This is a genomic window from Methanorbis rubei (genome assembly GCF_032714495.1).
Classification (GTDB): Archaea; Halobacteriota; Methanomicrobia; order Methanomicrobiales; family Methanocorpusculaceae; genus Methanocorpusculum; species Methanocorpusculum rubei.
Genome location: NZ_JAWDKB010000006.1, coordinates 14,512 through 37,381, shown reverse-complemented (window position 1 = coordinate 37,381; position 22,870 = coordinate 14,512). Strand labels below are relative to the sequence as shown.

Below are 22,870 nucleotides of genomic sequence, written 5' to 3'. Positions count from 1 at the left end.
TTTGAAAGAAAAAAATAACGGTTATGATTTTTGGGTGAAATAGGGTGAGCGGTGCTGCACTGCTTTGGCAATAGCTGCCTTCAGCTCATCGCCGTGCAGACCGCGGACGTCCACTTCATTGTCGGAACGGAGCAGGCAGGGTTTGAGTTTGCCGTCCGAGGTCACGCGAAGCCGGTTGCAGTTCGCACAAAACTCAAGATTGTGCATCGGACGCACCACTTCAACCTCGGCACCGTCAAGGCAGTATTTTCTGCGGTGATGCATTCTCCGCGTGATAATCTGGGTGGATTTTTCAGCGATGCTTTTTTCCAAGTCACCGACAATTTCTGCGTCACCTCTGATGACCTCGTCGATGTGATCGATGTGGTCAGCCCAGCCGTTGACATCCATGAGCTCAATTATCTGGAGGATGAGTCCTTTCCGGTCTCTGACATAGGAGAGAAAGTCCTCGATTTCATCGTCATTGATGCCTTTCAGAATGACCATGTTGAGTTTTACCGGAGTGAGACCGACTTCAACTGCTGTATCAATTCCTGCGAGGACTTCGGGCAGCAGGTCGCGGCCGGTGATCTTCTGATACCGGTCGCGGTGCAGGGTGTCAAGGCTGACATTGACCCTTGAGAGTCCGGCGGCTTTGAGATCCTTTGCCATTTTTGCAAGCAGGGTGCCGTTGGTGGTCATGGAGGACTCAACGCCCGGAGGGATGGATCTGATGATGTCAAGGAGGTCGGGTCTGAGGGTCGGTTCGCCGCCGGTGAGTTTGAGGGTGGTGACCCCAAGCTCGGTGAAGATGCCGATGAGTTCAGCGATCTCCTCTTTGGTCATCTGGGCACGGCTGTTGTCTACCGTGCAGCCGTTGATCTCTTCGCCCTCATGGTGGCAGTAGATGCATCTGAGGTTGCAGGCGTTGGTGAGTGCTATCCTGACGTTGGAGATGGTTCTGCCATAGGTGTCGGTGAGGATTTCGTCATTCAGAGATTTGTTTTCGGTCGTCATCGGCATCTCCAATGAAGTTCTTTGCAATGATGTAGCACTCGGTGCTTCCGCGGCGGGTGGCGGTAGCCCGGATTACGCGGACTGAGTAGAAGCGCTCTTTGACGAGGTCAACGAGTTCGTTGAAGTCAACGCCCTGAAAGGATTTCATGACAAAGTTGCCGCCCTGTTTGAGAAGTTTTTCGGTGAACCGAAGGGCGTCTTCGTTGAGTGCCATGACGCGTGCCTGGTCGTAGGCTTTGGCGCCGGAGAGGTGGGGGGAGGCGTCGCAGACGACGACGTTGACGAGCGGCATGAGTTCGAGAATTTTCTGCTGAATGTCAGGGGCAGTGAAGTCGCCGGTGACGGTGATGACGTTTTCCATGGGGACGATGGGGTTGAGGTCGACGCCAAGCAGCTGGCCTTCGGTCATGGTGCGAAGAACCTGAAGCCAGCTGCCGGGAGCGGCCCCGAGGTCAACGACGTTGTCGGAGCGTCTGACGATGTTGAACCGCTCGTTGATGTCGATGAGTTTGTAGGCGGAGCGGGCACGATACCCGTCACGCACAGATTTTTTGTATATCTTATCTTTTGTCCACTGCGACCCCATTACGGCTGCCTCCGTTTGTGTATTATTATAGAGTATTGAAGAAATATAATGTAGCCGGTTCTGCCGAGTTTTCATCTTTATTCATGAGCCGCCCACGGAAAATCGGAGTACACGGAAAAACGCACGGAAAAAACATTACCGAGAGGCGTGAACATCACGGAATCCTAAAATAATCTACTTCCGTGATGTTCACGTTTGCTCCGTGATGTTTTTTCCGTGCATTTTTCCGTGTACTCCGGTTTTCCGTGGACGGAGCTGTGCAACCCCCCGACATGTCACCAAAACTTGACAATATGTTAAATACATTGAGCACACACGAGTATTCTATGACGGTTCAGGAGACCCCGGTCGTGGAGCTGCGGGATGTCTATAAAATATATCATATGCCTGCGGGCGATGTCCATGCACTGAACGGCGTGACGTTTTCGGTGATGAAAGGGGAGTTTGTGGCGATCATGGGGCCGTCGGGCTCCGGCAAGTCGACGCTGATGAATATGATCGGCTGCCTTGATGTGCCGACAACCGGCGAGATGTACATCGACGGCCGGAGTGTAAAGGAACTGACCGATGATGAGCTGACCGAGCACCGGCGTGACCGGATCGGATTTATTTTTCAGAAGTTCAACCTGATCGGCCTCTTAACGGCGTATGAGAATGTGGAGTATCCAATGATTCTCAAGTACGGCAAGCGCGATGACACGGGGAGACCAAAAGAGCTTTTAGCCCAGGTGGGTATTGATGAACAGAAGATGACCCACACGCCGTTTGAACTCTCCGGCGGTCAACAGCAGCGTGTGGCTATTGCTCGGGCGCTTGCCAACGACCCTGCACTTCTTCTTTGTGATGAGCCGACAGGAAATCTGGATTCGAAGATGAGTGAACAAATTATGTCGCTGTTGCGTGATCTGAACACGAAGGGACGGACGATTATTATGGTGACGCATGATCCGATCACGGCAGAGTATGCGGACCGGAGAATTGTTATCCGTGACGGCGAGATTGTGAACGAGTGATGATTAAGAAATAATTTTTGTTTTTGTGAATTTGCTTGGAGTAACCATGATTCGCATGCGAATCGTGGTTACTCTAAACGAGACCAAGGACAAAAATCCCCGTCTCCTTACGAAAACCACATACAGAAAACCCCAACTGCAAATACAGCCGCACATCGCAGGAAAAAACCGACCAAACACAAAGCTTAATGTGCGCCCCGTGCTAACACTTAGCACACATGTTCGGAAAGCAAGTCCGTTTAGAAAGAGTCATAGACCGCAACTCAGGAAGAGTTGTCGTTGTCCCACTGGATCATGGAATCTCCATGGGACCAATCCCCGGTCTCGTTGACATGCGTGACACCATCAATAAAATCTCCCTCGGCGGCGCAACCGCTGTTCTGATGCACAAAGGAATGGTCCCCTACGGCCACCGCACCTCAGGAAAAGACATCGGACTCATCGTCCACCTCTCCGCAGGCACCGGCCTTGGCTGCGACCCAAACTCCAGAGTTATCGTCACAACCGTTGAAGAAGCCCTCACCCTTGGAGCAGACGCAGTCTCCATTCACATCAACCTCGGTGCCGACACCGAACCTGAAATGATTCGCTCTGCCGGAGAAATTTCCCGCAAATGCCAGCAGTGGGGAATGCCGCTGCTTGCAATGGTCTACCCGCGCGGCAAAAACATCAAAGATCCCTTCGACGTTGACGCACTCAAAACCTGTGCCCGCGTTGCCGCTGAACTTGGAGCAGACGTTGTTAAAACCAGCTACACCGGCGACATCGAAACCTTCAAAGAAGTCGTGGCAGGGGCCCAGATTCCTGTCGTCATCGCAGGCGGACCAAAGATGAGCTCTGACCTTGAAATGCTTCAGATGGTTCGCGACTCGCTGGACGCAGGAGGCAGAGGAGTCTCCATTGGAAGAAACATCTTCCAGCACAAAGACATCGTCGGCATCACCTCCGCAGTCTCCGACATCGTCCTCAAAGACGTCTCGGTCGAAGAAGCAGCCAAACATCTCAAGAAGTGAATAGAATGTCAGTAACCCTCCCTCCGGTTCTCATCCGTGCCGACCGTGCACAAGAGTACAGCGACCGAAAAACAATCGTCGCCGCAGCGCTCGAAGCAGGCTACACCAATATCATACTCAAGGAAGAAGACACCGCCCTCACCCAGCTTGGCAGATATGCTGCAATCACCTCCGACGGAAAATATCTGTCAGTTGCGGGCCAGCGGATCGGCGCAGACCTCACCCTCAAAGGGGCCGAGGACATGGAGGAAGCATACAGCATCAAAGACACCCTTCCCTATCTGATAATAACCCCCTCGGACTGGAAGGTAATTCCTCTCGAAAATCTCATCTCCAGATTCCAAAATTCCGCGACCTCGGTCTACATCAGTGTGAAAACGCCGGACGAAGCAAAGCTCGCGTTTGAGACCATGGAAGTTGGCGCTGACGGCGTGGTCATCACCCCTGACCATCCAGCTGACATCGCAGGATTTTCTCGCACTCTTGGCAGCGAGTTCCCTGATGTGAACTTGCAGACCGCAGTCGTGACTAAAATTGAACCGCTCTCCCTTGGCGACCGTGTCTGCATCGACACCTGTTCGCTTCTCGCGCCAGGCGAAGGAATGCTGATAGGCTCGCAGTCCTCCTGTTTGTTCCTTGTCTGTTCAGAAAGTTTTGAGAGCGAGTACGTGAATGCACGACCGTTCCGCGTCAACGCGGGAGCCGTTCACTCCTACCTCCTCTGCCCTGACAAAACGACACGCTACCTCTCTGAGATCGCCGCAGGCTCCTCAGTCCTCGCAAGAAAACCGGACGGAACCCTGCGGTCGGTGAGTGTGGGCCGCGTAAAAATTGAGGTCAGGCCCATGCTCTTAATCGAAGCAGAAGCAGACGGTAAAACCTACTCAGTGGTTTTACAGAACGCCGAGACGATTCGTCTTGGAACGCCGTCCGGCGCTGTATCAGTGTCGGCCCTCATGCTCGGCGACGAAGTCATGGTCAGACTGGAAAGCGGAGGCCGCCACTTCGGTCACGCAATGGCGGAGACCATCTGCGAGAAATGACCCGTATTTGTGCTGTAATCGCTGCCGCATCAGCTGATGTAGCAAAAACCATGGCAGCAAACGCAGTAGCCAAAGGTGCTGAGGCACTGGAGTTCAGGCTTGACGCCCTTGCCAACATCCCTGAAGATCTTTCGTTTGTCTCCGGCGAAAAATTTTCAATTGTAACGTTCCGGTCCGAGAAGGATGCGGAGCGAAAGGATATTTTTTCCCGCGCTCTTGCATGCGGTGCAAGCTATGTGGACATCGAGTCAGACTCGGTCCTGCGAAACGAGTTTCCAAGAGATCGTGTGATCTGTTCATATCATGATTTCGAAAAAACACCTGCGACCTTTGAAATTCTGAAGATCTTCAAAGACCTTGAAGACTCAGGCATCCCCAAAGCCGCGTTCATGGTGCAGGGGCCCGCCGACCTTCTTGAGATCTGGAAGGCGTCTCTTGTCCTCAGACAAACCGAAAGGCCGTTCATCCTCATCGGAATGGGTGCCGCAGGCGAGGTAACCCGTATCCGTGCAGCAGAAATCGGATCCATGCTGACCTACTGCGCAGTAACACCGGAGCTCGCCTCAGCCCCGGGACAGATAACTGTCGATGACGCGGTCCGGCTCGGCAAAAGTCCGGTCGTAACCGCAATCACCGGCTGGCCGCTCACCCACACCCGCTCGCCAAAGATGCACAACGCCGCATTCCATGATGCAGGAATCAAAGGAAGATATGTAAAAATTCCGTCGAGCACGGACGAACTCCCCCTGATTCCAGAAGTCATCCGCTGCTACAGCATCGCAGGCATGAATGTGACCATTCCCCATAAACAGGCGGTCATACCACTCCTCGCAGAGGTGTCGAAAACCGCCCGAGGCGCCGGAGCGGTTAACACAATCTGCAACAGAAACGGAAAACTCAGCGGCACTAACACCGACATCGCAGGAATCGCAGCAACCGTTACCGGCCTCGGCATCGTGCCGAGAAATGCGAAAATTCTCATCATCGGTGCGGGCGGCGCCGCCCGGGGGGCAGCAGCCTATCTCAGCTCAGCCGGCGCAGAGATACATATCACCAACCGCACCGAAGCAAAAGCCAAGGAGCTGGCTGAAGAGTTCGGCGGAGCAGTGGTTCCCGCAGCAGACCTCGCGCCAACGTACGATCTCATCATCAACGCAACGCCTGCCGGTATGAGCGGATTTGCTGACACCCTGCCGGTGCCAACATCTGTCCTCTCTTCGAAAACAGCCGTGTTTGACATGGTGTATGAGCCGGAGAACACGCCTCTGCTTGCAGCAGCGTGTGCCCTTGGCGTGCGTAAAACCGCTGGCGGAAAACAGATGCTCATCGAACAGGCAAAAGCCTCCTTTGCCCTCTGGACCGGTGTCATTCCGAACACCGCTGTCATGACAGCAGCTTTTGAGGAGCAAACATGATTGGACGCGGCATATCATACGGCGCTCTTTCGGTCATCAACGCCATCGCAACCGGTAAAGGAGCAGCGTTCGGCATCGATCTCAAGACCGAAGCGACCGTTGAGTTCACCAAAGAGCCGGGATTTTTCGTAACAATCGACGGCCACACAACCGAAAACACCCTGCTTGCCGAACTCTGTGCACAGGAGATGCTGAAACGGTGCCCGGACTCAGAAATGAAAGGGGCAGTGATCAAAACGGTCTCAGACATCCCGATCTCAATGGGACTGAAAAGCAGCAGTGCCGCAGCAAACGCCATGCTTGCAGCAGCTGCCGACGCGCTCGACATTGCAGCAAGCCCGCTTGAAATCAGCAGACTTGGAACAAATGTCTCCATTGCCGCAGGTGTCAGCATCACCGGAGCGTTTGACGATGCCTGTGCCTGCATGCTCGGCGGGCTCGTCTTCACCGACAACTTTGCAAAAACACTATTGCACCGCGTCCCGATGCCGGAAACCTGTACCGCAGTCATTCATCTCCCGGAGTTTCAGATCAGAAAAACCGCATTCCCCAAAGAAAAAATGCGGAAAATGGCGGACACCGTCGCCAAAGCCTACGACCGGGCACTCGCAGGCGACGTCTACTCTGCCATGTACATAAACGGCAGTTGTACCTGTCGGGCGCTTGGAATAACGCCTGAAACCGCAGATCGCGCCCTCGCCTGCGGCGCCGTTGCCGCCGGACTCTCCGGTACCGGCCCTGCGACAGGAATTCTTGTTCCAACCGATTCCCTGAACGAATTTCTCGACGCTTTCGGGCGAGAAAATATCCTAATCGCAAACATCAGAAACGGAAACTTTGCATGAAATTGATCGTATCCCACTCACAATTGCGCGGAATCACCGCAGCCCCGCCGTCCAAGAGTCACACGCACCGCGCCTTCATCCTCGCAGCGCTCGCCGACGGAACGTCGGTGGTCTCCTCCCCGCTGTTTGGCGAAGACACCAATGCAACGCTTGACGCGGTGGAAGCGCTCGGCGCAGAAGTTTCCCGCACCCCAGAGAACGACACGGTCACCATTCGCGGCGGAAAACTTCGGCCCTCCGCAAAAATCATCGACTGCAAAAACTCAGGCACCTCGATACGGATTTTAGCCGGAGTTGCCGCACAGCTTGCGGGGACGACCAGCCTCACTGGCGATGCGTCGCTGTGCTCGCGGCCCATGAAACCGCTGCTTGACGCATTTACTGAACTCGGTGTCACGGTCACGTCAAGAGACGGCTGCGCACCGTTCAGCGTAACAGGTCCCGTATCGGGAGCCGCGGTGCATATCAGAGGCGATATCAGCTCGCAGTTTATTTCGGCACTCCTGATTGGAGCACCCTTAAGCAAAAATGAGCTGTCAGTTCACCTCACAACGCTCCTCACCTCGCGGCCGTATGTCGAGATGACGATTGCCGCAATGAAGGAGCACGGCGTTTCTGTCGTAACAACCGAGGACGGATTTTTCGTTCCGAAAAATCAAAAATACTCTCCGGCTGACGCACGGGTTGGCGGCGACTACTCCTCGGCCGCGTTTTTGTTTGCCGCAGGAGCACTCACCGGCGATGTCATCGTGACCAACCTGTATCCAAAGGATCCGCAGGGCGACAAAATGTTCATCGATCTTTTGGAGAGCCTTGGTGCTGGCGTCAACCGCACCAGTTCAGGCGAAGTCCGCGTGACCAAAGGGCCGATGCATGGAGCAGACGTAAACCTTGCTGACGCTCCCGACCTCTTCCCGATCGCAGCGGTGCTTGCAACCCAGTGCGAGGGAACGACCCGCCTGTTCGGCGCTGCTCATCTGCGGTTTAAGGAGAGCGACCGGATTAAATCGACCGCGATGTTTCTGCAAAGCATGGGTGCCGACATCACGGAAACCGAGGATGGATGTATTGTCAACGGGCCGTGTGCACTTTCGGGCACAAATGTTACGACCTTTGGCGACCACCGGATAATGATGGCAGCAGCAGTTGCAGGACTTATTGCAGACGGCGATACGGTTATCGATGACGCCGAGTGCTGTGCGGTGTCGTATCCGAACTTTGTTGCGGCAATGCAGGCGCTCGGCGCACATATGAGGTTTGCATGAACACGATCGGGTCAGCGGTGCGGCTCACGCTGTTCGGGGCAAGTCATGACAGCCGGATCGGCTGTGTGATCGACGGCATTCCTGCCGGAGTGTTGGTGGACACGAACCGAATCGAAGCGGACCTCGCACTCCGCAAACCGGCTCCGGGGATTGGGACGCCGCGGGTGGAGGCTGACGCTCCTGAGATATCAGGAGTGGTAAACGGACACACCACCGGCGCTCCGCTGGTGATTACGTTTGCGAACACGAACACAAAGAGTTCGGATTATGAGGAACTGCGGCGGATACCCAGGCCCGGGCATGCCGATTATCCGGCAGTCTGCAAGTACGGTGTGGACCACGATATCCGTGGCGGCGGAATGTTCTCAGGGCGGATGACTACGCCGCTGGTTGCAGCGGGCGCGGTTGCACGGGGAATGCTTGACCCGCTCGGTATTACCGTAGGCTCGTATGTTTCCCGGATCGGAAGAGTTGCGGACACTGCTGAGTACGAACCGGCGACGCTCGCCGCGTCCCGGACAAATCCTCTGCGTGCGATGAGCGAGGAGCTTGAGGCCCTGATGCGCGAAGAGATTCTGGCAGCGAAAGCTGACGGCGACAGCGTCGGCGGTGTTGTCCGGTGTATGGCAACCAATTTGCCGGTTGGTCTTGGCGAGCCGTTCTTTGACACACTGGACGGCGAGGTTGCAAAAGCTGTGTTCGCAATTCCGGGCGTGAAAGGAGTGATGTTCGGCAGCGGATTCGCCGCTGCCGCTGTCCGCGGTTCAGAGAACAATGATTTTTACCGGATGAAAGACGATGTGGTCCAGACGCTGACGAACCATGCAGGCGGTGTCCTCGGCGGGATGGCGAGCGGTCAGACGCTGGACTTTTCGGTTGCGTTCAAGCCGACGCCGTCGATTGCACAAACCCAGCAGACGGTGAATCTGGAAGAGAGGAGTGATGCGGAATTGTCCGTTCACGGCCGCCACGACCCCTGCATTGCGAACCGCGGTGCGATTGTGGTCGAGGCAATGACTGCACTGGTGATTGCAGATCTTTTGATCCGGGGAGGCTACTATGGCTGAGCTGGACGCACTGCGGATGCAGCTTGCAGACATTGATCGCGGGATTATGGAGTTAGTCGGAAAACGGAACGCGATTGCAAAAATAATCGGCGAGCGAAAGGCTGCGGCGAATGAGGAGGTGGTGGTGCCGTCGGTGGAGACGGTAGTGGTGAAGCGGTATGTGGATGCAGGCGCCGCCGCGGGCGTGAGTGCGGCGGCGGCGACCCGCATTGCGCGTGCGGTGATCGATGAGTCGGTTGAGGTGCAGGGGCGTGTGCCGCGGCATGCTGAACCGAAGAGTATCTGTATTGTCGGCGGCAACGGTGCAATGGGGCGCTGGCTGTCAGCGTTTTTTGCAGACCGCGGCCATGCGGTTTCTGTTGCGGTGCTGGACCCCGCGAACGCGCTGTATCCGGTGATGACGGTTGCCGAGGCTTGTAAAAATGCTGAGGTGATTGTAGTCTCTACGCCGGTGACGAGCGCGGCCGCCGTGCTGGCTGAGATTTTTGCGTCAAAGACGTCAGCACTGGTGTTTGATATTTTGTCGGTGAAGTCGCCGGTCGAGAGTGTTCTGCGGCAAATGGTTGATGCAGGGATGTTTGTCTGTTCGGTGCATCCGATGTTCGGGCCGTCAGCGCCCTCGGTTGCCGGAAGAAACATTGTTGCTGCCGACTGCGGTTGTGCGGCGGCGGTGGAGGAGGCAGCGGTGCTTTTCAGCGGAGGAACGGTTCTGCGGATGCCGCTTGAGGAGCATGATGCGGCGGTCGCTTATGTCCTCGGAATTTCGCATGCGGTGAACCTCGCATTTTCGGAGGCTCTTGTGCGCAGCGGGTTTTCTGCTGAGACACTGAATGCGGTCTCGTCCACGACGTTCCGAAAACAGACCGCGGTGTCGCGGGAGGTTTCCAGGGAAAATGCTGCGCTGTACTATGCGATTCAGCGGGAAAATCCCTATAATGATGCGGCGGTCGGGCATCTGGCGGACGCGGTCTCTGAACTGCGAACTCTTGGGAAAGAGGAGTTCTGCGAACGGATGACTGCGGGTGCTGCGTGGTATCAGGCGTGAGAAGAGAAGACAAGAAAAATAGAGTTGAGAAAAGATGGATGATCATGAATCATAAATCATGAATTGATCACGGTTTCAGGGAGAAGACAGTCCCTCTATATTTTATTTTTTTATTTTTTTTATTTTTCAATCAGGAAATTATGCAGGTTTATTATAAATTAGTTCTATAAATAAACAACAAGACAGCGGGAGTTCGTCACTCCTCGGGCGAGGAGGAGACGCGGGCTGCCAGTCAGATTTTTTTTATTGGGTGATCAATTCATGATCTATGATTCATGATTCGTGATCTATGATCATCTGCTGGATTATTTAGAAGACAGTCCTGTTTTTACAAACCGTGCGAGGAGTGCGTCCATCTGAATGTCTGCGTCCGCTCCTTCGCTTAAGCGGAAGTCGGTCTCCCCAAGATGATCGATTAGCTGGACCTTCAGTTTCCGATCGATGTTCTGGGAAGACGAGAGCGTCCGGTAAATCTGGTTCAGCAGCTCGTTTGGTGCGATGCCGCGGTCATACATGAGGGTGCGGAGCATGCGTTCCGCGGTTTCAAAGTCGCCGGAGAGTGCGACTTCAACCAGCTCATCGATCTCTTCAGGTTTTGCGTTGGAGGTGATGGCATAGACGTTCTCGGCGGTCACCGTAGGCGACACGATGGCCGCACCCTGGAGTGCGTTGATTGCTTTTCGCATGTCGCCCTGCGACACGTAGGCAATCGCATCATAGGCGTTTTCCTGAATCTTCAGCCCTTCAACTGTAGCAATGCGACTCATTTCGTCACGGATGGCGGCATCGTCCAGCGGACGGAACCGGTAAATGGCACACCGGCTCTGGATAGGATCGATGATTTTTGATGAGTAATTGCAGGAGAGGATGAAGCGGCAGGTTTCTGCGTAATTCTCCATCGTTCTGCGAAGAGCTGCCTGCGCATCCTGCGTCAGTGCGTCAGCTTCGTCCAGAAATAAAATTTTGAACGTCGCGTCTCCAAGGGGTGATGTCCGGGCAAACTGTTTGATCTGATTGCGGACCACGTCGATACCGCGCTCGTCGGATGCGTTGAGTTCGCGGAAGTTCATGCTCCAGGTGTCGCCGAACATCTCGCGGGCAAGCGCGATCGCGCACGTTGTTTTTCCGACGCCTGCTGAGCCGGTGAACAACAGATGAGGGAGCGCTTTGCTTTTTACGTACGACTGCAGCCGCTCAACAATCTCCCGCTGCCCTGCAACTTCTGACAGATTGCGCGGACGGTATTTTTCGATCCAGATGCCGGGTGACTCCATAGTAGGCTACTTGTTGGAGTTGTAAGAGAATAATTTCTTGTATTCTTGGGGTGGGTCTGTACTCATGAGCCGCCCACTCACCGCTTCGTAGCTCCGCCCACGATTCACAGGCCAAAGGCATGCGAATCGTGGACGGAACAAAAACCCGCACACGCCAAAAACTATCCATACCCAAAAAACCCATATAACTACCAACAATGGATACGTTGCCGCCCTCCGGCCTTCAGGCCGCCGCATGCCTATTCGCCTGGGAGTTTGCCAAAGCCTCAGCCAAAGCAGACGGAGGCTTCAAAACCCCGTACGGCACTTTCAGCGACACCATATTTCTCTGCGGCACGCTGACCGAAAAAATATCGAAATATGAAAAAATATCCTCGCTCAGAGTCAGCGACCCAACCGGCGTCTTCACCATAACAACAGCCCGCACCGAACCAAAACTCGCTGAAACAATCGAACAGCTTGAGTCGCCTGCGTTCATCCTCGTAACCGGAACCGTAAAATTCCGCACTTATGCAAACAAAACCTACTCAGAAATCATCCCCGACATAATCATCCCCTGTGACCGAAAAACCCGCGACACATGGCTCTGCGGCGCTGTCGCCGCAGCCGCAGCGCGGCTTGAACAGCTGCCGCCCTCGTCCGACAAAAGTGAGTTTGCAAAAATTCTCCAAAAAGCCCTCGACAATGTCCGGGGTGATCACGTAGCAGCAGCACCTGCTGCTGCCGCGGCAGTAACTGACGAACAACTTCTCGCACTCATCACTGAACTCTCCGGCAAAAAAGGAGCACCGATAGCAGACGTTATCACCAGCGCGGCAAAACTCGGACTCGGAGAAAAAGACACCAAAGCAGCGCTCGCACGGCTCATGGAAGAGGGAGAATGCTACACCCCGACCACCGAACTCATCAAGGTCGCCTGATTCATGAACCCCGAATTCTACGCAGACGGGCCAGCCGTCCTCATCGAACGAAACTCACGCACCCTCGTCATCGCTGATCCACACTTCGGCGTCGAAACCGACCTCCACCGCCGCGGCCTCCACTTCCAGAGCGCGACCCAGTCACGGCTCACGCGGCTGCTTGCAATCATCGAAAAAAGCGAGCCTGACTACCTCGTCGTCTTAGGCGACCTCAAACACATGATCCCCTACGTCACCTATCAGGAAAAAAACGAAGTCCCAAAAGTCCTCGAAAAAATCCGGGAACAGACCGAGTTCAGGCTCGCGCCCGGAAATCATGACACCGGCCTTGAACAGTATCTCGAAAAGGACGAACTCCTCCCAATGACCGGCGCCGTTATCGACGGCGTCGGCTACATGCACGGCCACACCATCCCATCCCCCGACCTCGCCGGAAAACTCATCCTTTGCGGCCACCACCACCCAGTCGTCAACATCTATGACGAAGTCGGCTGCTCACTCCGCGGAACGCCCGGCTATCTCTTAGCAGAGCTTGAAAACTCAGCACTCGGACTGCCGGCTGCGGGCACCCCGACACGTGCACTCCTCGTCCCCGCATTCTACGAACTCGCCGGTGGCATGGACGTCAGATTAATTCCCGGCAACAAAATATCGCCGGTCGCAAAAGCAATCATCACAAAAACCGCCGAAGTATTCCTCAAAGACGGCACCTATGTCGATACCTGGGAACATCTCGCACCAAATCCGGAGGAGTCATGACCACAGCCATTGAAGAACTGCGTGCGAACCTGCATCCCAAAATCCGCGACGCACTTGACAAACGCGGATTTGACGAGTTCTCCGAGATTCAGATGCGTGCGGTGCCAAAACTCATCACAGGAGAAAACGCCGTCCTTATCGCACCGACCGGCACCGGAAAAACCGAAAGCGCACTCCTGCCGTTGTTCCACCGCATGCTCACCGAAACGCACCCGCCAGGATTCACCGTCCTCTACATCACGCCGCTCCGTTCCCTCAACCGCGACATGATGAACCGGCTTGAGTGGTGGGGACACGAACTCGGGCTTCGCATCTCGGTCAGGCACGGGGACACCACCGCAAACGACCGCCGCAAACAGGCGACGCATCCGCCCGACATCCTCATCACCACGCCCGAAAGTTTGCAGGCGATGATGATGGGAAAAGTCCTCCGCAAAAATCTCGAAGGCACCCGCTATGTGGTCATCGACGAAATCCATGAGCTCGCGAGCGGCAAACGGGGAGCACAGCTGTCCATCGGCCTTGAACGGCTGGTAGAGATGTCAGGCGAAGTGCAGCGGATCGGAATTTCCGCGACTGTGGGAAACCCTGAGATCATCGGTCAGTTCCTCTGCGGGAAGAGGCCCTACACCATTGTGCAGGTACCGGTCGCAAAAACACTTGACCTCACCGTCCGGTTCGCGGGCGAGGCATTTGCGGATCAGGTAAAACTGATCGAGCAGTGCATCGACTCCCACACCTCGACGCTCGTCTTCACCAACACCCGAAGCGTGGCAGAGGCCATCGGCCATGCTTTGCGCGAACGCGGCGACATCGACGTGCATCACGGCTCGCTTTCCCGCGAGATGCGAATCGATGCCGAGGACCGGTTTCGCGCCGGTGGAACCAAAGGTATGATCTGTACCTCCTCGATGGAGCTCGGTATCGACATCGGTCAGATTGATCATGTCGTTCAGTTCAACTCGCCGCGCGAGGTCGCCCGCCTTATCCAGAGAACCGGACGAGCCGGCCACCAGCTGAACGCGACCTCGAAGGGAACGGTGCTTGCAACCGGTTTTGATGACTGCATCGAGTCGATGATTATTGTTCGAAAAGCGATGCAGAACGAGCCTGAGAATGTGAGGCCGCACATCAATGCAGCAGATGTTATCGCAAATCAGGTTGCGGCAATAGCGGTTGAGCGCGGAGAGATATCGATCCAAAAAATTGAGGAGATAATCTCCCGCAGCTACTGTTTTGCAGAAGCCGGCCCTCTCATCCGCGAGGTGATTGCTCAGATGGAGAAGCATTATCTGATTCGAACCGAGGGCGATATGCTGATTACAAAAACCCGGGCACGCCGGTACCTTTCGATGAATCTGTCGATGATTGCTGATGAGAAGAAGAGCGTCGTGTTTGATGTGGTGTCGCGAAAACCGGTCGGTACCCTTGACGAGTCGTTTGTGATCAGCTGGATTTCTTCAGGAGCGGTGTTTGTGGCTCGCGGTAAAATGTGGCGTGTGCTCGATATCGATGAGGATCGGATCATGGTTGAGCCTGCGAAGAATGCAAAAGGCGAGCTGCCGTCGTGGGAGGGTGAACAGATTCCGGTGCCGTTCACGGTTGCGATGGAGGCAGGGCGACTCCGCCGTCTCCAAAACTTTGGTGAGTATCATGCGGATACGCGGTCAGTGGCATTCTCGGAAAAGATTCTTTCCGAGATGAAAAAAAACCGTTCGATCACGGCGACTGATAAGGTGATTGTGCTGGAGGATGCGGATGACGGGGTGGTGGTGAATCTCTGCGGCGGCCACAAGGTGAATGAGGCGCTTGGTCGCGTGCTTTCGATTCTCTTGTCAGCCCGCTACGGGACTTCGGTCGGGATTGAGACGAATGCGTACCGAATTTTACTGAGACTGCCGAAGTTTCTGCGTGCGCCTGATGTGGATGAGGTGCTCTGTTCGCTCGAGCCGGATCATGTCGAGGCAATTCTGATGCTTGCTTTGAAAAAGACGGCTCTTTACAAGTGGAAGCTGGTGCAGATTGCGAAAAAGTTCGGAGCGATTGATGCTGATGCTGATTATGAGAAGATCAGTATCAACCGGCTGATGGAGCTGTTCGATAACACGGTTATCGAAAAAGAGGCGTTTCGCGAGCTGTTCTTTTCGAACATGGATGTTTTGCATGCAAGGGAGGTTGTTCAAAGCCTCAAGGACCATGGAATGGAAACTGCGACAAGCAGGCTTTCGATCATCGGGGCTGAGGGACTTTTCACGGGACGCGACGTGATTGTGCCGCCGGGGGAAGATCAGGCGATCATTGAGAGTGTGAAGCACCGCATTGATGAGCAGGATATTATTCTCGCCTGTATGCACTGCAAGTCCTGGAAAAGCAAAACAAAGGTTGGGCGTGCGCCTGATAATCCCCAGTGTCCGCTCTGCGGAGCGCGGCTGGTGGCGGTTCTCAAGCCGTACGATGAGAAGCTGTATGCGGCGATGAAGAAAAAAAATAAGACGACTGAGGAGAAGGAGGCTGAGGCGCGGATGATGCGCAATGCGAATATGGTGCTTTCGAGCGGCAGGAAAGCGATTATTGCTCTTGCGGGACGCGGGGTGGGCCCTGAGTCTGCGGCGCGGATTTTGAATACGTTTGCGTCCGGGGATAATTTTTACCGCGAGATTCTGAAGGCTGAGAGGAAGTTTGTTCAGACGCACCGGTTCTGGTCGGATTGATTGACGAATGCCTAAGGAGATGGGAGTATTTGTCCTGGGTCTCGCTTGGAATAACCACGGAGCACAACCGTCACCACCTATAGCTATAAAGCAAGTCACTACAAAACTACCAAATATGAACCGAAGACATCTCCTGATAGCAGCCGCAGCGATATTCTGTCTGCTGTGTGCGGTTGCAGCCGGCTGTGTATCGCCCAATGCAGTGGATCCTCTTCCAACACCAACACCTTCAGCGACACCCGCAGGCGAATGGGAAGGAGTGCTGGCAAACGCTGACGGAACACAAACCGAGTACAAACTCGACTGTGAAAAGGGCGGCTCGGCAAAGCTTGAGATCGACACCACAGGACCAAAAGGGAGCGATCACACCTACCGCGGCACCTGGATTGAGAATGTCAAAGACTCCTACACGTTGTCTTTTGGAGCGAACACCTACCTGTTTGTAATCAACAGCGACGGAACCGGCCAGCTGACCACACCCGACGGCATCACCGTTACCATGCGGCCGGACGACGGCAACTCTGCCGCGTACGATCCGGTCTCCGGGGATTGGAAAGGAACCGCAGTCAAAGGAGACACGCGAACCGAATACGATCTCACACTCGACCGAACCGGAAGCGCCGAAATAGACGTTGACACCAGTTCACCTCTCTCGTACGAAAAGGAGATGTCATACTACGGCACTTGGACAAAAACGTCCGAAAGCGTCTACACCATCTCGGTAGTCGGAGCCGGCGACTACACCCTGACCCTCTCCTCAAACAATGCCGGAGTTTTGTCCACTCCTGACAACGGCGAAGTCAAGGTTGTCCGGGACTACTGAAAACCAAAAAAACATCAGCGGAATTATCCGCTGTGTTCATTATTTTTCACGCCAAACACATGTAGAATGAAGTCCTCCCCGTTTCTTGTACCAGTCCCCTTCTACTGGTGCGACAACTGCCACGTGCCGGTTATGGGTAAACTCTGCGCCTGCGGCGGGAAAACAAGGCCCGTGTCCGTCACTCCGCCCGGCGACGTCCGGCCTGCATTTGACCGCGACCGAAATCTCGTCAACCGCCTCTTCGAAGAACAGTTTGGCGTCCCCTTAATTCCGGACGACCACATCGCGCTCCTCAACAAAGTCCCGGACGAAGACCGGATGGAGGAGATTATCCTCGGCGGAGCAGTAGTCTGCGCAATCCGTTTTATCCCGTCAGAAAATCGTTGGGAAGTACTGCCGCGCGAGTCTGCGGCAAAGCTGACTCAGCCGACAAAACGCGTGATTCGCGTGACCGAAGAGGCCGCATCCTACATCAAGGACGGCAACAGCGTTCTGATGCCGGGCGTCGTCTTTGTGTCTCCGGAAATTTTGGTCGGCGACAGTGTGTTTGTGATGTCAGAGAGCGGTGAGTGCGTTGCGGTCGGCAGGGCAAAGATGTCGTATGCAGACACAGTAGGGGCAACCCGCGGTCAGCTGGTGCGGACCCGCAGAACGCAGAAATCGGTGATTGATCCTGCCCCGTCAACCTGGGAGGACGCAATTGCTGCGAACAAGGGGGTGCTTGATCTCTACGAGTCAAAGTCGATTGAGTTCATCAGAGATGTCATCTCCAAAAATCCCGGGCTGAAGCCGACGGTCTCCTACTCAGGCGGAAAAGACAGTCTGGTAACGCTTTTAATAACGCTGAAGGCGGTTGGAAAGCTTCCGATCATCTTCGCAAATACCGGCCTTGAGTTTCCTGAGACGATTGAGAACGTGCATATTGTGCAGGAAAAATACGGGCTTGAACTGATCGAGCGGTCCGGCAAGGAGGGATTCTGGGATGGGTTTGAGGCAAACGGCCCGCCTGCGGTGGACTTCCGCTGGTGCTGCAAGGCATGCAAGCTGGAGCCTGTGAAGCGTCTTATCGAGGAAACCTGGGGCGAGGCGCTGTCGCTGATCGGTCAGCGGAAGTATGAGTCTGCGAAACGGATGATGAGTCCGCGGGTGTGGCGGAACAAAAATGTGATGTGCCAGCTCTCAGCAGCACCGATTCAGCACTGGACGGCGATGCATGACTGGTTGTATTTGTTCCGCGAACAGGCGCCGTACAATCCTCTCTATGAGTTAGGTCTCGACCGCATCGGGTGTTTCATGTGTCCATCGTCAGATATCGCCTGTATGAAGGATATCGAGGCGATGTATCCTGAGCTGTGGGCGATGTGGGAGGAGAAGCTTTCCGGATGGGGAAGCCGCAACGGTAAGACGCCCGAGTGGGCGGCGAAGGGTCTGTGGAGAGTCCGCGAGTCTGCGGAGGGAGACACGGATAATGACAGCAACTTCTAAGATTGCAGTGGTCGACTACGGTCTTGGCAATCTGCGAAGTGTTGTGCGGGGACTTGAGGCTGCGGGATGTCAGCCTGTGATCACGGCAGAGCCTGAGCTGATTGCGTCAGCCGATGGAATTGTGCTGCCCGGAGTCGGGGCGTTTGCAGAAGGTATGGAGAAGCTTGCGCCGATCCGAAAAATTGTGGAGGATGCGGTCCAGGAAAAACCGCTGCTTGGCATCTGTCTTGGGATGCAGATGCTGCTTGAGGAGAGCGAGGAGCATGGTCTGCATCAGGGACTTGGGTTTGTGCCAGGCTCAGTGCGGCGTTTTGCAAAAATTGCAGGAATGAAGGTCCCACAGATGGGATGGAATACGATTACACCGACGACACATCCGCTGTTTGCTGACATTCCGGCGGAGACGTATGTGTATTTTGTTCACTCCTATTATGCGGATACGACACCGGAGTTTACCATTGCGACAACCGAGTACATTGTTTCGTATGCCTCAGCGGTCGCGAATAAAAATGCGATCGGGGTGCAGTTCCATCCTGAGAAGAGCGGGCCTGCGGGTCTTGCAATTCTCAGGAATTTTGTGGCGATGACTGAGTGAATATTTTGTGAAAATATTTTAAACGCAAATAGCACGAATAGCGCGAATAAAAAATCGCCAATGGCGATTTTCAAAGAGAATAAAAATGGTTTGTGTTTCGTGGAAAGATGTCGTCCAATAATCAGTCAACGCTATTAAATTTTTAAAAATCGCCATTGGAGATTTTTTATTCGCGCTATTCCGCGAAGCGGTGAGCAGGTCGAAGGCATGCGATTCGCGTTTAAAAAAAATAATCAATTCGCGTTTCACGCAGCGATCTTGTACCGCAGCAGCGCCGCAACACCGCCAAGGCCGATCAGTCTTTTCCCGGGTTCAAACTCGGTGGACAGCACCACAACGCCTGCACCGAGCCGTTCGGCTGCTTCAATCATGCGTGAGGTCCTGCTCTGCCGGATCTCGGTATCAGCGACCACAATAGTCTCTGCAGCGCCGTAATCAATAGAAGTCTGCACCTCAGCAGCCCCGTAAGCCACAGCCCCGTTCTGGCCGATGCGGAGAAACACCTCATCCATCACCTGCACCTCTTTTGCCAGCTGGAGATCCTCGGCAACCCTTGAGAGAACACCGTTTCCGATCGCCTCCTGCGCAGCACCGTATCCCGAGCGGCGCGTATCCTCCAGAAGCATCCGGGCCGCAGTATCCGAAGCCTTCGTTTTCGCGAACTTGACGAAGTCCTCTTTTACAAACCCGGGGCCGGCGACAACAATCGGTCCCGTCACCTTGTCAAGCGCCTTCAGCAGCTCCTCAAACAGACTCTGACGCGAGTCCAGCTCCGCAGTCTTCCCGCTTCCGATCGTCAGCGTTGTCACGCGTTCCGGACCGTACTGGCGAATGCGGTAGAGCTCGGCCTCGCCGTCCTCGATCGCCACAATATGCACAACACCGTGTACTGACGACGAAACCGCGCGATCCAGCCGCTCAAGATCCACTGTTCGCCACTCGCGCACCACCGAAATCTCATATCCCGGCTCAATATTCAGCGCATGGTGCTGACCGGTGTCGGGTCCAAACACAATCACGCCAAACACCCGCAGCCGATTCGCCGTCGGCGTGAACTCAACTTTCTCGCACTTCACGCCAATGCGGACTGGCCGTTTTTCCAGCTTTTCGGCACGCAGCTTATCGTTCGGGCCGTCCACCGTTCGCATCGTAACTGCGAACACCGTGTTGCCGTAAGAGATCAGGTGTGAAAGATGCCAGAGATCGTCCAGACTCTCAGGCATCAGCTTGTACTCGCCAAATCCGTCGCGCCTCAAAGGCTCGGCAGCGGCAGCCTTCATGACTCCACCAGATCCGATCCGCCCGGGGGCACGAACGCTGCGACCGCTTCGGTGTTCAGAACAGCCTTCAGCATCTTCTGATCAGACTCAGGGATCGCCTCTTTGAGTTTCCGAAGAACCTTCTTCGCAACATCATTGCCCTCAAAAGTCCCGGGGTGCAGCCGGGCCGAGATTGTACACCGCGGCTCAACTGCTGCGGGCGTTCCTCCGAGCACCGCAAGTGAAGGCTCCATCTGAATACCGATCGCGACCTCCATCGGAACGTTGCGGAAGTACGTGCGCTCGCCGCGAATCACAAACGAACCATGAGCCACGAACTCGCCGGACTCAGCAGTCTTACTCACCTGCGACGGAGCAGCAGCAATCACATCGCCCGCAGCAGAACCTGAGCTCCACATACGCGAGTACGATGCCGCAAACTGCACAGCCTCGTCCATTTTTTCCGTCTTCCCTTTCACAATCACCACAGACGCACCAAACACATCGGCATGCAGGAACGTATCCCCGCCCTCCATGTATTTTTTCACCAGCTCCTCGTTCTGATCCGCGTTTCGTCCGCCGATAACCAAAACTCCGTCCGAGGTTTCCATCCATCTGAACCGGTGATACCATTTCGGCTTCATCTTGCCGGGGCCAGCTGCCTTTCGCTTCTCAGGATGCACAATCGCCCGTTCCATTGCGCGAAGAGCTCCTTCTTTTTTATTGCGGAACTTTTTCGCGGTGTCATAGTAATGCCCGACATTTGCCTCAAGGCTCTCGTGCACAAAAACCGTCACCTTGTGTTTCTCACCGAGATCCAAGAGAACGGACGCGTCCGCAGGATTCACCGACACAATTCGTTTCGCGGATGGCGAGTCCGCGCCCTTCAGAACTTTGGCGATGTCCTGCCAGGACATTTTTGCGCTTGCCGCGGCAAGGACACCAATTGTTTCCTGCACCTCGCCATAATGCGAGTAAATTATCTCGGAACACTCGGTGGCCTCGATAATTTTTTTCTCAAACTTAACAAGAGCCTCCTCCTGCTGTTTGCGGATTCGCTCCTCACGCGAAAGTTTTACCTTCGCCTCAACCACTGCCTCGGCCACAAGTTTTGGATAGAACGCCTCAAGTGCCGCAGAAAATGTCGGATAGTGAGCTTTGGGCTCGCGTATCAGTGAAGGAAGCGGGAACGCTCCTTTGTCATCGATGACCGGATCAAGAGAGGTCTTCAGCCTCGCAAGGTACGCGATCATCGCCTCATAGACTGGCCTGAGCTGTGCCTCGGTTGAAAATTTCGAAGGCATCGATTTTGAAACGCCGGCAATTGCACAGACCTCTTCAGATGTCGGCCCCCCAAGCTGCATGCGGGTTGCAAGCGCACGCACGATATCAGCCTCGTCCTCGGCAATCTGGGCCGCGAACTCTTCGTAGGAGAGGTTCGCAGGATCCTGTCCTTCCATCGAGTAGACGGCTCCGCCCACAATCTCACGGTCGCGAAACCGCTTTTGCGCGAGTGCATTGACAATCACATAGTTACTGTCAGTGAGAATCAGATTTCCCTCATCGAACAGCTCGATGATGAGCCTGAACTCCTGCGGCCTATCGCATGCAGCTTCGCTGCCTGCTTTGTCATCCTGCCGTGCAGGACGACCTTTTCCAATCGTCAGGATCAGCACGCGCTCGACGGTTTTCTGCTCGATTCCGAGAACCCTTCCTCCTTCAATGAACTTGCGGAGGTACATCGAAAATCCTGACGGATTTTTCGGCGCGTCCGGAAGTGTACTCACCAGATGAGCACGCACCCCTTTCACAATATAGAGGAGATGGCGCGCCTTCTCCTCCCCATTTAAGCGAATCCCGAACGTCGCGTTATCGTATTGATATATTTTCCCAATCCAGAGCGGCAGAAGAGATGACAGCTCGGCGGTCATTGCTGTCACATCAGTCCCGCTCATTCCCGGTGTGGTTGCCATTGATAATACCAAGAATAGATAAGACCTGAAAGCTAAAAAATTAAAGCATCCATGCTGCGCGGAAAAATCGCTCAGCAGAATTCCAGCTCCGGAGAATACAAAATATGCAGGTAGCACGAGTCAAAAAAGAAAAATGCAGTACAGCAGACTGCAACCGTTGTATTCGGTTCTGTCCTGTTTCGCGCAAGGACCAGCCGGTGATCTACATCGGGAGAAACAAAAAAGCAACCGTGAACGAGGAACTCTGTAACGGCTGTGCAAAATGTGTCCGCATCTGTCCGGAAAAAGCAATCGAGATGATTACTATCCCTGATCCGGTAGAAGAGACCGCGGTCGCGGTTGAAGAGACCAACGCTGTTGTGACTGCGGCTGAGGACGGCGCGGTTGCGGCAGCTCCCGCCGCAGCAGCAGAAACTGCCAAACAGACTGCCCCGCCAAAGAAGAAGGAAACACCGGAAGAGAAAATCGACCGGAAAAAATACGAGCACAGCGAGCGCGTGATTCGGACACTGATTGCAAGTGTGCTCGGTCTGGCTGCTGGTATTGCCTCCTACTTCCTTGCAGGAACTCCGAGTCTGGAGAACGGCATTCAGCCTGAACCAGTCCTTGGTATTCTGATTCTTCTGATTGCCATCATCATTCAGAGAACCATCTTCCTCTTAATCAAGATTGACACCAAAAAACTTGGCAAGAAAGACTGGTTCTATCAGGCATTCATTACGTTTGCCCTCTGGTACCTCACCTGGACCATCATCCTGAGCACATCGCTCTTATCCGAGTAAT

At 54.7% G+C, this 22,870-nt stretch carries 20 protein-coding genes; 15 read left to right on the top strand and 5 right to left on the bottom strand.

What is annotated here, in order from left to right; all coding sequences use genetic code 11:
• Window positions 1–21: 21 nt before the first annotated feature.
• Both moaA and McpCs1_RS07380 read right to left on the bottom strand, forming a co-directional pair.
• Window positions 22–996 carry a GTP 3',8-cyclase MoaA gene (gene moaA, locus McpCs1_RS07385; protein ID WP_338096618.1) on the bottom strand — a complete coding sequence of 325 codons (975 nt, stop codon included), beginning with the start codon at window positions 994–996 and terminating at the stop codon, window positions 22–24.
• On the bottom strand, window positions 968–1,582 hold the full coding sequence (locus tag McpCs1_RS07380) for an SAM-dependent methyltransferase (protein ID WP_338096617.1): 615 nt from the start codon (window positions 1,580–1,582) through the stop codon (window positions 968–970). Before McpCs1_RS07380 ends, moaA begins: the two co-directional genes overlap by 29 nt.
• A gap of 326 nt (window positions 1,583–1,908) precedes the next feature.
• On the opposite strand from McpCs1_RS07380, the gene McpCs1_RS07375 reads away from it, so the two are divergent.
• The 8 genes from McpCs1_RS07375 (at window position 1,909) to McpCs1_RS07340 (ending at window position 10,288) form a co-directional block, all read left to right on the top strand.
• A complete protein-coding gene (locus tag McpCs1_RS07375) occupies window positions 1,909–2,595 on the top strand; it encodes an ABC transporter ATP-binding protein (RefSeq protein ID WP_338096616.1) in 687 nt (228 codons plus the stop codon).
• 218 nt (window positions 2,596–2,813) lie between these two features.
• On the top strand, window positions 2,814–3,608 hold the full coding sequence (locus tag McpCs1_RS07370) for a 2-amino-3,7-dideoxy-D-threo-hept-6-ulosonate synthase (protein WP_338096615.1): 795 nt from the start codon (window positions 2,814–2,816) through the stop codon (window positions 3,606–3,608).
• A gap of 5 nt (window positions 3,609–3,613) precedes the next feature.
• Window positions 3,614–4,651 (top strand): 3-dehydroquinate synthase II domain-containing protein, encoded by a 1,038-nt coding sequence (locus McpCs1_RS07365; protein WP_338096614.1) that lies wholly within the window; start codon window positions 3,614–3,616, stop codon window positions 4,649–4,651.
• Window positions 4,648–6,066: a shikimate dehydrogenase gene (gene aroE, locus McpCs1_RS07360; protein WP_338096613.1), complete on the top strand. Its 1,419-nt coding sequence runs from the start codon at window positions 4,648–4,650 to the stop codon at window positions 6,064–6,066. Before McpCs1_RS07365 ends, aroE begins: the two co-directional genes overlap by 4 nt.
• A complete protein-coding gene (locus tag McpCs1_RS07355) occupies window positions 6,063–6,911 on the top strand; it encodes a shikimate kinase (RefSeq protein WP_338096612.1) in 849 nt (282 codons plus the stop codon). The genes aroE and McpCs1_RS07355 overlap by 4 nt, the downstream gene beginning before the upstream one ends.
• Window positions 6,908–8,176 (top strand): 3-phosphoshikimate 1-carboxyvinyltransferase, encoded by a 1,269-nt coding sequence (gene aroA / locus McpCs1_RS07350; RefSeq protein WP_338096611.1) that lies wholly within the window; start codon window positions 6,908–6,910, stop codon window positions 8,174–8,176. The genes McpCs1_RS07355 and aroA overlap by 4 nt, the downstream gene beginning before the upstream one ends.
• Window positions 8,173–9,243, top strand: a complete 1,071-nt coding sequence (gene aroC, locus McpCs1_RS07345) for a chorismate synthase (RefSeq protein WP_338096610.1) — start codon at window positions 8,173–8,175, stop codon at window positions 9,241–9,243. Before aroA ends, aroC begins: the two co-directional genes overlap by 4 nt.
• A complete protein-coding gene (locus McpCs1_RS07340; RefSeq protein WP_338096609.1) occupies window positions 9,236–10,288 on the top strand; it encodes a prephenate dehydrogenase/arogenate dehydrogenase family protein in 1,053 nt (350 codons plus the stop codon). Before aroC ends, McpCs1_RS07340 begins: the two co-directional genes overlap by 8 nt.
• A 305-nt stretch (window positions 10,289–10,593) precedes the next feature.
• Here the strand turns inward: McpCs1_RS07340 and McpCs1_RS07335 are convergent, their stop codons facing one another.
• Entirely contained in the window at window positions 10,594–11,562 is a 969-nt protein-coding gene (locus McpCs1_RS07335; RefSeq protein WP_338096608.1) for a replication factor C small subunit, read from the bottom strand.
• Window positions 11,563–11,759: 197 nt separating this feature from the next.
• Here McpCs1_RS07335 and McpCs1_RS07330 point away from each other — a divergent pair, with 197 nt between their 5' ends.
• The 6 genes from McpCs1_RS07330 to hisH all read left to right on the top strand — a co-directional run bounded on the left by McpCs1_RS07330 (window position 11,760) and on the right by hisH (window position 18,855).
• Window positions 11,760–12,482, top strand: coding sequence for a hypothetical protein (locus tag McpCs1_RS07330; protein ID WP_338096607.1), 723 nt, complete (start codon window positions 11,760–11,762; stop codon window positions 12,480–12,482).
• Window positions 12,483–12,485: 3 nt separating this feature from the next.
• Entirely contained in the window at window positions 12,486–13,241 is a 756-nt protein-coding gene (locus McpCs1_RS07325) for a metallophosphoesterase (RefSeq protein WP_338096606.1), read from the top strand.
• The gene (locus McpCs1_RS07320) at window positions 13,238–15,952 is read left to right on the top strand and encodes a DEAD/DEAH box helicase (protein ID WP_338096605.1); all 2,715 of its coding nucleotides are present in this window, start codon (window positions 13,238–13,240) and stop codon (window positions 15,950–15,952) included. Before McpCs1_RS07325 ends, McpCs1_RS07320 begins: the two co-directional genes overlap by 4 nt.
• A gap of 115 nt (window positions 15,953–16,067) precedes the next feature.
• On the top strand, window positions 16,068–16,775 hold the full coding sequence (locus McpCs1_RS07315) for a hypothetical protein (protein WP_338096604.1): 708 nt from the start codon (window positions 16,068–16,070) through the stop codon (window positions 16,773–16,775).
• Window positions 16,776–16,841: 66 nt separating this feature from the next.
• Window positions 16,842–18,260: a phosphoadenosine phosphosulfate reductase domain-containing protein gene (locus McpCs1_RS07310; RefSeq protein ID WP_338096603.1), complete on the top strand. Its 1,419-nt coding sequence runs from the start codon at window positions 16,842–16,844 to the stop codon at window positions 18,258–18,260.
• The gene (gene hisH, locus McpCs1_RS07305; RefSeq protein ID WP_338096602.1) at window positions 18,244–18,855 is read left to right on the top strand and encodes an imidazole glycerol phosphate synthase subunit HisH; all 612 of its coding nucleotides are present in this window, start codon (window positions 18,244–18,246) and stop codon (window positions 18,853–18,855) included. The genes McpCs1_RS07310 and hisH overlap by 17 nt, the downstream gene beginning before the upstream one ends.
• Before the next feature lie 245 nt (window positions 18,856–19,100).
• Here hisH and McpCs1_RS07300 read toward each other — a convergent pair whose 3' ends face one another.
• Both McpCs1_RS07300 and rqcH read right to left on the bottom strand, forming a co-directional pair.
• Window positions 19,101–20,135 carry an mRNA surveillance protein pelota gene (locus McpCs1_RS07300; RefSeq protein WP_338096601.1) on the bottom strand — a complete coding sequence of 345 codons (1,035 nt, stop codon included), beginning with the start codon at window positions 20,133–20,135 and terminating at the stop codon, window positions 19,101–19,103.
• Window positions 20,132–22,087 (bottom strand): ribosome rescue protein RqcH, encoded by a 1,956-nt coding sequence (rqcH, locus tag McpCs1_RS07295; RefSeq protein ID WP_338096600.1) that lies wholly within the window; start codon window positions 22,085–22,087, stop codon window positions 20,132–20,134. The genes McpCs1_RS07300 and rqcH overlap by 4 nt, the downstream gene beginning before the upstream one ends.
• 104 nt (window positions 22,088–22,191) lie before the next feature.
• Here rqcH and McpCs1_RS07290 point away from each other — a divergent pair, with 104 nt between their 5' ends.
• Window positions 22,192–22,869, top strand: a complete 678-nt coding sequence (locus tag McpCs1_RS07290; RefSeq protein ID WP_338096599.1) for an EMC6-like membrane protein — start codon at window positions 22,192–22,194, stop codon at window positions 22,867–22,869.
• Window position 22,870: the final 1 nt, after the last annotated feature.